Raw genomic sequence first — 13,144 nt, forward strand, 5'->3', positions numbered from 1 at the left:
TCCTCTGTCGGCGAAGGGGGCGAGGGCAACGGGGATACCCGAGTGAAAGCGTCGGTAGTAGGCGGAGGTTCCGGCGGAGGCATTCACGTGCGCCACCCGCTCCACACGCTCTTGCCGGTCTCCAGGCGCAGGTTCTCCAGCATGGTGTGGGCTTCGTCGACCAGGCCGACGTCGTGATGCTGGATGCCCCAGGCCAGGGAGTCGACAGCGTCCAGGGCCCCGTACGCCCGGCACGCCGTCGCTTCCTCCTCGGTGAGCGTGCGGCCGTACCCGTGGTGGAACGCGGCGTTGAGGTCCGGGTTGTGATGCAGGATCCGGTAGCGCAGGCGGCTGAGATCCCGGCGTGGTGCGGGCTGGAGTTCGGCGCGTTCGAAGTCGATGACCCTCAGCAGTTGCTCGGACTCGTCCCACATCCAGTTCTTCGGCATGTAGTCGCCGTGTCCAGCGACCTGCGGTAGCCGTGGGGGCGGCTCGCTCAGGAGGGCTCGCATTGTTGAGAGTTCGTGCTCGGGCACGTACGCGGCGGCGGACACCAGGACCTTCGACACCGTCTCCTCCCACTCGCCCTCGCTCGTGTCCGCGGCGGGCTCGCCGCCGGCCGCCGCGTGATGGCGAGCGAGGAGTTCACCCGCCTGCTCGTAGGCCTTGCGCTCCTGCTCGGCCGGCAGCCGGAGCGCGTCGAGGCTGTGCCCGGGCACAGCGGTGACCAGGACGGTGTGTGAGACGGCCTCGGCGGCGACCAGGTCGGGCGTCCGGCCGTCGCCGAGGGAGATCGTCCACTTCCGGTATGCATCGACCTCACGCCGGTGCAGCTTGGGGCCCACGTGCTGTTTGGCAAACCACCGCCGGCCCCCGGGCGCGTGGACTTCCCAGAGGGACGGCCTGATGGTGCCGGGGCGGGGGTGTTCGGCAACCACGGTGTACGTGTCGGTTACCGACTCCACCAGTTGGTGGAGTGCGCCGGGCATGTTGGTCACCTCGGTGCGCCCTTTCGTTCGCCGAGCCTCCCAGCCACATCCGTGCACAGCATGTGACTGGACAGCTTCTCTAGGTATTCGCGTATGGGTGCGTAGCCTGTCAAGAGGTACTGACAATGGCCGCTGAGCTGGGCCTTTCTCACTCGGTAGAGCGGGCCCTTGCAGAGCCGTATCCCCGGCTCAGTCGGATTGGCGCATGGACTGCAGCCGCACGGGCACTGTGCGGTGCCCGTTGACGAGGAGGCTCGCCACCGGCTCGAGCTCCTCGGGCGGCACGGCGAGGGCCATGTCCGGGAAGGTGTCGAAGAGGGCGGGGAGCGCGGCGCGCGCTTCGGCTCGGGCCAGGGGAGCGCCGAGGCAGAAGTGCGCGCCGTGTCCGAAGGCGAGATGTTGCTTGTCGTCCCGCATGACGTCGAATGTTCCCGCGGTGGTGCCGTGCAGGTTTGGATGGCGGCCGGCGGCGCCGTACGAGGCGAGGATCGCCTCGCCCTGACGGATCACGATCCCGTCCGGGAGGGGGATGTCCTCGACGGCATACCGAAGCGGCAGGTGGCTGATGGGCGAGGCGTAGCGGAGGGACTCCTCGATCACGTCGTCCCAGGAGGCGCGTCCCGCGCGGACGTGAGCGATTTGGTCGGGGCGGGTGAGCAGCGCGGTGACGGCTTGATCGAGCAGGTTGACGGTCGTCTCGTAGCCGGCGCTGATGATCAGGAGCAGCGTGTCCAGGAGTTCCTGCTCCGTGAGAACGGAGCCGTCGCCCTCGTCGTCGCGTACGTCGATGAGTGCCGACGTGATGTCCTGGCCAGGGGTGGCCCGCTTCGATTCGACCAGCTCGGTGAGGATGCCGTACAGGGCCATGGTGTTGGCGCGGGCCTCCTCGCTGCTGAGCGTGGTGTCGAAGACGCCGTCGACCACGGTGCGGAAGCGGGGCCACACGTCCTCGGGCAGACCCATGAGATTGCCGATGACCTGGATCGGCAGAGGGAAGGCGAGGGCCTCGCGCAGCTCGACGACCTCGCCGGGCTGGGTCCGGGCTATTCGGTCGATGAGGCGGGCAGTGATCTGTTCGATGCGCGGCACCATCTCGGCGGTGCGTCGGGCGGTGAACGCCTTGCTGACGAGACGCCTCAGCCGCCGGTGGTTGTCTCCGTAGGCGGTGAACATGTTGTCCACGCCGACCCACAGGGCCAGGGGCCACTTCTCGGTGATCTTGCCGCTGATGAATGCTGGCCAGTGCCTGCTGGCGTCCTTGGACACCCGGGGGTCGTTCAGGAGGTTCTTGAGGATGGCCGGGTCGCTGACCGACCAGGCGGTCACGCCGAGGATGTCCACGAGCGTGGTGGGACCGGCGGTGTGGAGGGCGGCTTCTTCGGCCGCGCGGGCACGGCCGGTGGGGTCGAGGACGAGGGGCTGGGTGCGGTCCATGTCGGGTTCTCCCTAGGTCAGAGTGAGGCGCGGCGACGGGGGGAAGTGGACCGGCAGGCCGGTCAGGGACCGGTGGAACGGGCCGGGGCGGTAGGTGAGGTGGTCGGCGGGGACGGCAAGTTCCATCTCTGGGAGGGCGTCGAGGATCTGCTCAATGGCCACTTGGGCGATGAGGTAGGCCAGGGGCTGAGCGGGGCAGGCATGGGGTCCGGCGCTCCACGTCAGGTGGGAGCGGTTGCCGGCCCGCTGGTCCGAGATGACCGCGGGGTCGTTGTTGCAGGCGGCCATGCTGATGACGACCGGCTGATGGGCTGGCAGGACGACGCCGTCGACCTCGACCGGGCGTGGCGGATACGACACGCAGAAGTTGGCCAGTGGAGGGTCGACGAAGAGCAGTTCGTCGAGGGCGTCACGCACGCTGAGGCTCCCCCGCAGTACGTCGCCGGAGTACCGCTCATCGCTGAGGATTAGCCGCAGGGTGTTGGCAATGGTGTTCTGTTCGGGCTCGATTCCGGCGCCGTAGAGGGTGACCAGTTGGTGCATCAGCTCCAGATCGTTCAGCTGCGTCGGGTGCATCAGCAGGCCGGTAGTGATGTCCATCCCGAGATGGCGACGCTTGAGGTCGACGAGTTCTCCGAGAGCCTCGATGAGCATGACGTTGCCGGCCTCAGCGTTTACGCCGTCGAAGATCGCGGCCATCCCGCCGGCTACACGTTGCCCGATCTCCGGCGGGCAGCCGAGGATCGCGTTGAGGACCTGGAACGACAGAGGTTGTGCGTACTGCGTCAGCAGGTCCGCCTGGCCCGCCTCGCAGATCTCGTTGATCAGGGGTATGGCGATCTGCTGCACCATGTTCTGCAGTTCGTGCTGGCGGACATGGTCGAGGGCGGACGTGTTCGCGGCACGGTAACGAGCGTGAGCGGGCCCGGAATTGCGCAGGGCGTTGGGACGGTGCTCCAGCATTGGCAGGACCGGGCAGTGCGCGGGGACGCCCTGTTGCCAGACCCGCGGGTCGGCGGGGAACCGTACGGGGTCGTGGAGGATGCGGACTGCGGTCTGATAGCCGATCACCAACGTGGCAGGCACATCGGGGTCGAGGTAGACCGGGGCCAGCGTTCCGTGGTGCTCTCGCATCTGCGCGTAGAAGCGGTAGGGGTCGGCTGCGAATTCCGGTGCGTACATGGCGAATCGCATCTGACCTGCGGGTGCGTGGTGGCTGGTCCGCGGTGTCGGTGGCGGCGTATTCACGACAGGTGCTCCAGTCGGCTGGATCGGTGGAGGTATTCGACGAACGCGATCAGCGCGTGGATGGAGGACACTTCGTCGCGGGCGTCGCAGGAGGTGAGCACTACGTCGTCGTCGAGGGCCAGGGCCTGCCGGATCTCGTCGAGGTCGTATCGTGGAGCGCCTTCGAATTCGTTGACGGCGACGCCGAATGGCAGGCCGCGTTCTTCGAAGAGCCCAAGGACGGTGTCGGAGTCTTGGAGCCGACGGGTGTCGACGAGGACCAGCGCGCCCAGTGCCCCGTGGAAGAGGTGCTCCCAGAAGGGAGTGAACCGGTTCTGGCCTGGGGTGCCGAACAGGTAGAGGGCCAGTCGGGGGCTGAGGGTACGGCGGCCGAAGTCGAAAGCGACCGTCGTCTCCGTTTTGCTGGGCAGGCCGGCGAGGTCGTCGATGCCGGTGCTGGCTTCTGTGATCGGCTCCTCGGTCCTCAGCGGTCTGATTTCCGACACGCTGCCGACCAGCGTCGTCTTCCCTGCCCCGAAGTGGCCGGCGATCAGGATCTTCGCTGATCGGGTCACGGTGGCGGGGAGGTATTGGTGCTCAGACGAGAGCACGGAGTCCATTGAGCACTTCCTCTATGACGCTGATGTCCGGCTGGTCGGCCGGTGCCGACGCCGGGGTGTCGAGGTGGCCGGTATCGAGAAGTCCAGAGACGACGATGAGGGCGACGGTGGGTGGCAGGTCGAGGAGCGAGGCGATCTCGGCGATCACGAGCGGACCGTGGCAGATCCGCAGGACCCGCTGGGCTTCGACGTCGAGGCCGTGGAGTGGGCGGTCTGCGGCGCGAACCAGGGTCGTCAGAGTCAGGCCGTCGCGGGACGGCGATGAGTGCCCTCGTGTGCGGACATACGCTCGGACCATGTCGGGATCGCGCCGCAGAGCGCTCATGGCCGAGCGCCGCCTTCGTCACCTTGGTTGCGCGCCGGGCTGGACAGTTCCGCACCGAGGCGCTCGGTCAGTCCGTTCATCCGGTAGGTAAGGACTTCGGCGTCCACCGTCTCGGTCGTCGAGACCGCCAGCAACGCGTTGTGGCCGACTGTCTTGACGAACAGGAGTCCCTCGTCGAACTCGCCCACGACTTGGCGCAGACCGTTCTTCTTGCCGCCGGTGTAGGGGGCCATGGCGACGCCGATGGAGTGAAAGCCGCTGGTAGATGCGGCGATCTTGTCCGCCGTGTCGCGGTCCACAGATTCCGAGTGGCCCAATGCAAGCCCATCCGTGGCCAGGAGGACTGCGTAGCGGACATCCGGCATGCTCGAAAGGTCCCCGAGCATCCAGCCGAGCTTGTTCGCCTGCGTCGTCATGAGTCGAGGGACCTTTCTTCCTGGTCGGTGCGGACGGCCGTGTCCTGGGCGTGTTCCAGCGGGGTTGCGGCCGTGCCGCGAGCCTGTCTGGTTGCCTGCTGCCACGCGCCGATGACCGCGGGCCGTGCCGGCTCGGTACTCGTACGGCGCCCAGGAGGGTCCTGCTGGGGCTGATGCATCGGTTGGCGAGACGTGCGTGTCGGCAGCCCGTTCTCTGTCAGCACAGGCTGCGAAGGCGCGTGCGCTTCCACACTGGTGGGCTGCGGGGCCGGTTCGAGTTCGGCCAGGGCGGTGGTGAGATGGGCCTCGGGCAGGAAGACCGAGGCGCACATGCCGCCGTAGCGGTTGGAGTCCGACAGCACCACCTTGATGCCATACCGGCGGGCAAGGAGCGCGATCACCGGGAAGCCGACCCTCGGATGCGCCTCCATGTTGAGGATGTCGACCTCATGGCGGCCGTCCAGGATGCGCCGCGCCCGCTCCAACTGCTCCTCGCTCATGCGCTTGCCGGCGTCGTCAATAAGGAGAGTGACGCCGTGGTGGCCGTGCTGAGCGCTCACCTCCACGTGGGTCTGGGGCGGCGAATAGCGAGCAGCGTTGTCGAGCAGGTGGCTCAGAATCAGCTTCACCGGCCCGACCATGCGGGCGATCACTGCCCGGTCCGACGCGTACGGCTGGATGCGCGCGTAGTCAGGGATCGCGCCCTGGGCCGCCCCGACAACGTCCGTGAGTGCGCTGGCCGGCCACCTCTGCCCAAGCAACCCTCCAGCAAGCACGACGTAGGACTGTGCCTGGTGCAGCATCTGCTGGACGCCGTGATCGATCTTGGTCAGCGTCGCGAAGATCGCACTGCCATGATGCCGGCGGAGGGCCTGGGCGATCTCGCTGCTCACGTTGATGCCGGTGCTCACCATCGCGGTGGCGAAGGACTTGACGGCTCCCTTCGCTGACTCGCGTGCCTCGGCTTCGACTTGCTGACGTGTCGAAGCCGCAGTCGCTTGTTGCACCTGGTGCAGGTCGGCGACATACCGCTCGCCGAGCACGCGGAGGTTCTCCACGAAGGCGGAACCGGCGAGACAGTCCGGAACCGCGAACTCTGCCGACGTCGGCTGTGGCCTCTGGAGCGAGCCCGTGACTGGTTCAAGGCCCTGTGAGATCAGCGCGATCAGGGCCATGTCCTGGGCAGCGGCGATCTCCTGCCAACGCGCAGCCTGGGCACGGTGCTTGGCGGAAAGCCAGGCGAAGTATGCAGCCAGCCCGAGCGCGACAACGAGCACGGCGGCCAGGCCAATGGATGCCGCGACGGCTGTTTCGTGTCTCATCGGTTCTCTCAATGGGGGTCGAAGGGGACAGCGACAGAGCACGGGACCGGTGAATCGAGGGACCGCCCGACTGGCGATAGTTGAGCGGAGACGAAAGCGGGCTGCCCCATGTCACGGAGGTCGTCGGCGAGGCGCCTAGAACTTGATCCCGCCGATCATGTCCACGAGGCTCGCCGTGGCCTTGGAGATCGTTGGCGCGATCGACGAACTGGCGAGGTAGAAGCCGAAGAGCGTGCAGACGATCGCGTGCGCCGCCTTCAGTCCGCCCTTCTTGATGAGCAGGAATGTGATGATCCCGAGGAGGACGACGGCCGAGATGCTAACCGCCATACGCCATCTCCCTGTTGCGCGCGCCGGCCGACCGCGTCAGGGCGAGCCAGTGAAGGAGCGCGGCGCTGTCGGTGCCTTCTGGATGTCCGTCAGGGGGAAGCAGCCATACCGTCGCGCAGCGCAAGTACCCGGCGGCGTGTCCGTCGAGCGCGCACTCCCACATGCGGCCCGACCGACAAAGCGTCTGCGGAGCGTGCCACCGGTCTGCCGCGCCTGCTTCGACCGGGATGTGGACTCGGGAGTGCACGTGGCAGCAGAGCACCGGCCCCACAGCGAGTCCCCGGATTCGGGCACCCTCGACGGCACGCAACCCAACGAGCAGTCCAGCCTGCACGACATCGACGGGCCCGAGTCGCGGCAGCGGATGGGACGCGAGCTGGATCCGCCAGGGCAGTTCGGTCTGTGCGAGCGGCAACGCCGACTCCGGTGAGAGGGAGCGACGCTGCAACCGCTGCCAGCCGGCCCGCGGCACCAAAGGTGCGACTGGCCGCTGGGCAGCGGGCGGATCAGGGGCGGCTTCAACTCGGCCTGGCGAGACAATCACCGGGATCTCCTGTGCGTCCGGACACACTGACTGAGCCGCTTGACCAAGCAACTGCTGTCACAAGGACGTTGGCTGATCCCTAAGACTGTTTACCGAAAGGCGATTACGCACATTCCGAGGGTGATATCACTGAGGTGATTCCGGTTCCGGAAAGGCCGGGAACCACGTGCGCTCGGCCAGGGGAGGAAAGAGTGCTTCAGCAGGCGCAGCGACGCTGTGACCGGTGCGGCTGCTCCCTGAGCCAGTACAACACGGACACTCTCTGCGCCGCCTGCATTCGCTCACGAACACGGGAGAAACACGCCCTTACCATCCCGGAACACATCTGGAACGACCCAGATGTGCGAAACGCGCTCGCAGCTTGGGATTTCGGTAGAGCCAGCCGCCTCATCCGACTCCGCGGTGGTCTCCGTCAAGAGGACATGGCCCACCTCACGGGCCTCAGCCAGGCGTTCCTGTCCATGCTGGAGAAGGGCAACCGACGCCTCACCAACATCGACAAGATCATCGAGTTCCTCACCGGCCTCGGTGTACCCGCCGACCTGGTCGCGCTTCCACTCCCGAATCCTCCTGCCCCGGCCACGCAGGAGCAGCCGGCCCAGTTCGCCGGCGACGCTGATCCCAGCCTGCCCTGGACCGCGGCCCGTATGGTGGCAGCACTGGATACCGCGGTAGGAGGCAGCGCGATGGACCGTCGACGATTCCTCACCGCAAGCGGCGTCGCCCTCACCGCGTTCGTGAGCGCGTGGGACACCGCCGAAGCCGAACCCCTCCATCGAGCTATGCAGGGAAGCCGCCTCACCGACGATCTCCTTGACGGCCTCCAGCGCACCACCGACAGCCTGCGAACCATGGACGCGAGTGACGGCAGCGGCACCCTCACGAATCTCGGAAACCGCCACCTCCAGTTCCTCAAGCAGCTCGCGGAAGAAACGTCGTACGACGAGGCCACAGGGCGACGGCTCGCGGCGATCATCGCCGACACCGCCACCCAGACCGGATGGTTCGTCTTCGACTCCGGCGACCGCGACCGCCCACTCAGCTACCTCTACGCCGCACTCCGCGCCGCTAAAGCCTCACAAGACGCACGGCTCGGCGCCGGCGCCCTGTCCTACATCGCCATCCACGGCTACTCCACCGGAGCTCCGCACCACGCCGTCACAGCAGCACAGCGGGCCCGCGACAAGATCAGGAAACTCGGCACGCCCGCACTCGAAGCGATGCTCCTGACCCGACAGGCCCGCGGGCACGCCAAACTCGGCGAACGCCAGGCGGCGCTCACCGCGCTCGGAAGAGCCGCTGAACTGTGCGCCCAAGGCAGGTCAGAACACGACCCGCACTGGCTCTACTGGATCAACGACGGCGAGATCCACGGACAGACCGGCAGCTGCTACCTCGACCTCGGCGACCCCCGCAGCGCCGTCGCCAGCTTCACGAGGGCGCGGGAGGCACTCAACCCAGCGGACCACCGCACCAGAGGGCTGTTCCTCTCCCGCGCCGCAACCGCCCACATCGAGCAGGGTGACCTCGAAGCCGGCTGCGCCACGGCACACGAGGTCCTCGACCTCGCCGAGAAGCTTCAGTCGGCACGGTTCGATAGCCACGTCACGAGCATGATCCAACAACTCCACCCCGTCGCCCACAGCCCGTACGCTCAAGACGTACTGGAGCGACGCGCCGCCATGACGGCAACAGGGAGCCGAACTTGACCGACGCCAGGCAGATCCTCGTGCTGTGGGACATCGACCGCACCCTGCTGTACGTCGGTGACATCGACCGGCAGGTGTACCGGGAGACCTTCGCCGAGATCGTCGGCCGCCCCGCGGAACGCCTTCCGGCCCGCGGCACCGGCGTCACCATGCCCCTCGCCATTCGATCCCTGCTCCTGGACAACGGCGTCCCCGAGGCAGACGTCCCCGGCCTGGTGCCGCGTATGGTGGAACTCCTGCCGCAGCGCCTCGCCGCGCACGCCGACGACCTTCGTGAGCAAGGCGTGCTTCTGCCTGGCGCCGTGGACGCTCTCAAGGCCGTACACGCGCAACCGGGCTGTGTTCCTACCGTCGTCACAGGAAACCTCAAGCCCAACGCGCTGCTGAAGCTCGAAGCGTTCCACCTCGACGAGTTCCTTGACACGGAGATCGGCGGATACTCCTCGGACAACGACCACCGTCCAGCTCTCGTCGCCGTCGCACAGGAACGAGCCCAGGCCAAGTACGGGACCACCGCCTTCACCCGCACCAACACCGTCATCATCGGAGACTCGCTCGAAGACGTCCGTACTGGGCTTGACGGCGGAGCTCCTGTGATCGGAGTCGCGTCTGGCAAGACCACCGCCGACGAACTTGCCGCGGCCGGCGCCGACCTGGTCCTCGACAGTCTCGAAGGCGTTCCTCGGCTCCTGGACGCGATCGCCACGACGACCCGCAATCGCACCTGATTGCGGCTGCCCCGTAGAAGGCCTCAACTGCCCGTATTACATGAGTGATACCGGCAGGCGCACGCCCCGCCTACGCTCTTGGGCGCAGACGAGAAACGGGGGTGTGATGCCAAGGCCCACTCGCGTATGCGCTGACTGCGGATGCCGCTTAAGCCAGTACAACGATGAGGACCGCTGTTCCACGTGCGCACGCGACAGACGTCTCGACATCCGCCTTCAAGACCGCGTTCCGGACACGGTCTGGCACGATCCGGAAGTTCAGGCTGCACTCGCCGCCTGGGACTTCGGGCGGGCAAGCCGTCTCATCCGCGAGCGGGCGAAGCTCCGCCAGGAGGACATGGCCCACATGACGGGGCTCAGCCAGGGTTTCCTGTCCATGCTCGAAGCAGGAACCCGCCGGCTGACGAACCTCGACAAGGTCGCGAGGTTCCTTAACGGCATCGAAACACCCGACGCCTTGCTCCCCCCACCGTTCCGTGAGTATCAGTCAGCCCTCACGCCACTGCCGTTGCCGCACCCAGGCCCGCCCGCCGTCGATCTCCAGGTTGCGACCGGCGAGCAGGCAGCGGACCTCTATGAGCTCGCGACACAAGCTGCGGCCCAGTCGCTGCAGTTCGCAGAAGTGGTCACGAAGAGCAACGTGAGCGACGTCGAGCTTGAGGGGTTGGAATCGAGGATCACCCGGATCGCGACGGACTACGTCCATGCTCCGCTGTACCCGCTCTTCCACGACTTGCTGTCGACGAGAAACCAACTCTTCTCGCTGCTGAGCGGCCACCAACCCCCGGGCCAAACACGCGAGTTGTGCCTCCTCGCTGGCACGAGCTGCCTGCTCCTCGCCCACGCGTCACAGAATCTCGGTGACCAGGACGCCGCTGTCGCCCAGCTCCAGACGGCCGGGACCCTCGCTGAGCATGCCGACCACGACGATCTCCGGGCATGGGTCAAGGGCACAGCCGCGTTGATCGCGGAGTGGTCAACCCACCGGTACACAGCCCTTGAGTACACGCAACAGGCGATCCAGTTCGCCCCCGTCGGCGAGACCCGGGTCAGAACCGCGGCGATCGGGGCCAGGGCCGCGGCACGCGTCGGAGACCGGAACACGGCACTGGCGGCTCTGAAGGAACTTGAGCGTGCCCGCGAGCAGCAGACAGACCCCAACGGACTCACGAGATTCGGGGGGTTGCTCACCTTCCCGGAAGCCAAGCAGGAGTACTACATCGGCGGAACGTACGCCCTCCTCGGCGAACACGAGAGGGCCGAGCAGCACGCCGCCGCCGCGATCGATCTGTACGAGATGGGCCCGAAGGAGCAGCGATCGTACGGCGACGAAGCACTGGCGCGCCTCGACATCGTCACAGCGCGCATCGCCGCAGGGGAGATAGAGGGAGCTGGCGAGCAACTACAGCCCATCCTGGAACTGCCGGTCGACCGTCGTATCCGACAGCTCGGCGACGCTGTGCAGGGAGTAGCTAAGCTTCTCGAAGAACCACGGTTCGCCCGGAGCCGGGTTGTTCGCGAGCTCGCCGACGCCACTCGCGGGTATCAGGTGATCGACACGAGAGCGAAGGCCCTCACCTCATGACAATGACGGTCTCTCCCGAGTCCGCCGCCCGCATGGCCTGCCGGGCATCAGGTCTGACAGACCGCTCCCTCGTCCCGCTTCACCACCACGCCACTTCTGTGTTCCTACTTGCTGCAGAGGGCGTTGTGGTCCGTGTCAGTCCCGTCTCGCAGCAGCGGCGCCTGACAACGGCCGTCTCTCTCACGCGCTGGCTCATCGCGAACGGCTTTCCGGCGACGGAGCCCGTCGACGTGTCCCAGCCGGTGGCATACGAGCCGTACGTCGTCACGTTTTGGCGGCACTACCCGCAGCCCGCGCACGGGGCGCCTCCGTCTGGACGGTTGGGCGCTCTACTGAGAACTCTGCATTCTCTACCGCCCCCGCCGGTGACACTGCCGCGGCACCAACCGCTTGCCTCACTCAAGACCGCCGTGGAATCCAGCACCTACCTGGCACCGAACCAGCGGGCGTGGCTCATGGAGAGCCGGCAAGAACTCCTCCATGCTTACGGAGAGCTCGATTTCCCCTTGGGGCACGGGCACATCCACGGCGACGCCTATCCGGGCAACACCCTCTGGGACGAGCAGGACGTCAGGCTTGGAGACTGGGACGAGGCAGCGTCCGGTCCGCGAGAGATCGACTTGGCCAACACCTTCCAAGGAGTGCGCTTTGGCCGCACCTCCGCAGAGCTGGATGACTTCAGCCTTCAGTACGGCTACGACATCCGGCGTTGGCCTGGTCTTCCACTCCTATGTGGCATTCGGGACCTGCACACACTCGGCTCCTTCATTCGGCGTGCGGATCGCGGGGACACGGCTGCTGCGGAGCAGTTGTCGTATCGCATCGAGACGCTCAGGAACACGGACACCCAAGCAAAATGGGGTTCGGCGTGAGAACTCCATGACTGCGTCGGAAGTCAGCTGTCCGTTCCCAGCACTGCTGTAGCGGTTGTCAACAGGACGATCTCGCGTGCGCTGTCACTGAATGACGCACCCGATTGGCGTGATCGAACGAACACGTACAGTTACGATCCAGATCCGTGTAACCTGCTGGGTGCCCGTCGCCGTGTTCCACCTGGGACGAGCGGGTTCGCAACAATCAACTTCGGTTTGGAGGACGGGTGGCAGTGCAGCGGATCACGACCCGCAATGCCCGTTTCCAGCAGCTGCAGACGCTGCTCAACAACCGCACCAAGCGAGGGCGTGCCAAGGAGTTCCTGGTCCAGGGCGTACGTCCGATCACGATGGCTGTGGAGCACGGCTGGACCGTTCGTTCCCTGCTCTACGACGCCAGCCGCCCGCTCTCCCGATGGGCGGAGGATCTGCTGCGCGGTGTCGGCGCCGAGCGCGTCGCGATGGCGCCGCAGTTGCTCGCCGAGTTGAGCGAGAAGGCCGACGGGGCTGCGGAGGTCCTGGCGGTGGTCGAGATGGCGCCGGACAGCCTGTCTCGGATCAAGGTTCGCGACGACTTCCTCGGTCTGGTCTTCGACCGGCCGACGCAGCCCGGCAACATCGGGAGCATCGTGCGGTCGGCCGACGCGTTCGGCGCCGACGGGCTCATCGTGACGGGGCACGCCGCGGACCCCTACGACCCCAAGTCGGTACGCGCCTCCACGGGATCCTTCTTCGCCGTGCCCGTGGTGCGCAGCCAGTCGCACCACGAGGTCATGGAGTGGCTGGAGAAGGAGCGCGCTCAGGGACGACCGGTGGCCGTCGTCGGCACGGACGAGGACGGTGACGCCGACGTCTCGGAATTCGACCTGACCCAGCCCGTCCTTCTGCTCGTCGGCAATGAGACCGCAGGCCTCAGCGCGGCCTGGCGTGAGCTCTGCGACCACGTGGTCAGCATTCCGATGACGGGCTCGGCCAGCTCCCTGAACGCGTCGAACGCTGCTTCCGTCGTTCTCTACGAGGCGCGCCGCCAGCGTCTGGCGAAGCAGCGCACAGCGTGACCTGCC

14 protein-coding genes are annotated in these 13,144 nt (G+C 66.8%); 6 read left to right on the forward strand and 8 right to left on the reverse strand.

Annotation, left to right across the window (positions count from 1 at the left end; all coding sequences use genetic code 11):
• Positions 1-83 precede the first annotated feature (83 nt).
• The 8 genes from H8R17_RS02945 to H8R17_RS02980 form a co-directional block, all read right to left on the reverse strand.
• Positions 84-968, reverse strand: a complete 885-nt coding sequence (locus tag H8R17_RS02945; protein ID WP_223124589.1) for a phosphotransferase enzyme family protein — start codon at positions 966-968, stop codon at positions 84-86.
• 189 nt (positions 969-1,157) lie between these two features.
• Positions 1,158-2,402, reverse strand: coding sequence for a cytochrome P450 (locus tag H8R17_RS02950; protein ID WP_187821525.1), 1,245 nt, complete (start codon positions 2,400-2,402; stop codon positions 1,158-1,160).
• 12 nt (positions 2,403-2,414) lie between these two features.
• Positions 2,415-3,584, reverse strand: coding sequence for a cytochrome P450 (locus H8R17_RS02955; protein WP_316959294.1), 1,170 nt, complete (start codon positions 3,582-3,584; stop codon positions 2,415-2,417).
• 62 nt (positions 3,585-3,646) lie between these two features.
• Positions 3,647-4,249 carry an ATP/GTP-binding protein gene (locus tag H8R17_RS02960; RefSeq protein WP_187821527.1) on the reverse strand — a complete coding sequence of 201 codons (603 nt, stop codon included), beginning with the start codon at positions 4,247-4,249 and terminating at the stop codon, positions 3,647-3,649.
• Positions 4,227-4,574, reverse strand: a complete 348-nt coding sequence (locus tag H8R17_RS02965) for a DUF742 domain-containing protein (RefSeq protein ID WP_187821528.1) — start codon at positions 4,572-4,574, stop codon at positions 4,227-4,229. The genes H8R17_RS02960 and H8R17_RS02965 overlap by 23 nt, the downstream gene beginning before the upstream one ends.
• Positions 4,571-4,990, reverse strand: coding sequence for a roadblock/LC7 domain-containing protein (locus H8R17_RS02970; RefSeq protein ID WP_187821529.1), 420 nt, complete (start codon positions 4,988-4,990; stop codon positions 4,571-4,573). Before H8R17_RS02970 ends, H8R17_RS02965 begins: the two co-directional genes overlap by 4 nt.
• Entirely contained in the window at positions 4,987-6,267 is a 1,281-nt protein-coding gene (locus H8R17_RS02975; RefSeq protein ID WP_187821530.1) for a sensor histidine kinase, read from the reverse strand. The genes H8R17_RS02970 and H8R17_RS02975 overlap by 4 nt, the downstream gene beginning before the upstream one ends.
• A 180-nt stretch (positions 6,268-6,447) precedes the next feature.
• A complete protein-coding gene (locus H8R17_RS02980; RefSeq protein ID WP_187821531.1) occupies positions 6,448-6,642 on the reverse strand; it encodes a hypothetical protein in 195 nt (64 codons plus the stop codon).
• Positions 6,643-6,889: 247 nt separating this feature from the next.
• On the opposite strand from H8R17_RS02980, the gene H8R17_RS02985 reads away from it, so the two are divergent.
• The 6 genes from H8R17_RS02985 to H8R17_RS03010 all read left to right on the forward strand — a co-directional run bounded on the left by H8R17_RS02985 (position 6,890) and on the right by H8R17_RS03010 (position 13,138).
• The gene (locus tag H8R17_RS02985; protein WP_187821532.1) at positions 6,890-7,072 is read left to right on the forward strand and encodes a hypothetical protein; all 183 of its coding nucleotides are present in this window, start codon (positions 6,890-6,892) and stop codon (positions 7,070-7,072) included.
• A 455-nt stretch (positions 7,073-7,527) separates the two neighbouring features.
• Positions 7,528-8,895 (forward strand): helix-turn-helix transcriptional regulator, encoded by a 1,368-nt coding sequence (locus H8R17_RS02990; RefSeq protein WP_316959295.1) that lies wholly within the window; start codon positions 7,528-7,530, stop codon positions 8,893-8,895.
• Positions 8,892-9,623: an HAD family hydrolase gene (locus tag H8R17_RS02995; protein ID WP_187821533.1), complete on the forward strand. Its 732-nt coding sequence runs from the start codon at positions 8,892-8,894 to the stop codon at positions 9,621-9,623. Before H8R17_RS02990 ends, H8R17_RS02995 begins: the two co-directional genes overlap by 4 nt.
• Before the next feature lie 106 nt (positions 9,624-9,729).
• Positions 9,730-11,208, forward strand: coding sequence for a helix-turn-helix domain-containing protein (locus H8R17_RS03000; protein WP_187821534.1), 1,479 nt, complete (start codon positions 9,730-9,732; stop codon positions 11,206-11,208).
• A gap of 32 nt (positions 11,209-11,240) precedes the next feature.
• Complete coding sequence (locus H8R17_RS03005) at positions 11,241-12,080, forward strand: phosphotransferase family protein (RefSeq protein WP_262504990.1); 840 nt, start codon at positions 11,241-11,243, stop codon at positions 12,078-12,080.
• A gap of 227 nt (positions 12,081-12,307) precedes the next feature.
• A complete protein-coding gene (locus tag H8R17_RS03010) occupies positions 12,308-13,138 on the forward strand; it encodes an RNA methyltransferase (protein WP_187821536.1) in 831 nt (276 codons plus the stop codon).
• Positions 13,139-13,144 lie beyond the last annotated feature (6 nt).

Origin of the sequence: Streptomyces sp. TRM68367 (assembly GCF_014495685.1) — a bacterium.
Classification (GTDB): Bacteria; Actinomycetota; Actinomycetes; order Streptomycetales; family Streptomycetaceae; genus Streptomyces.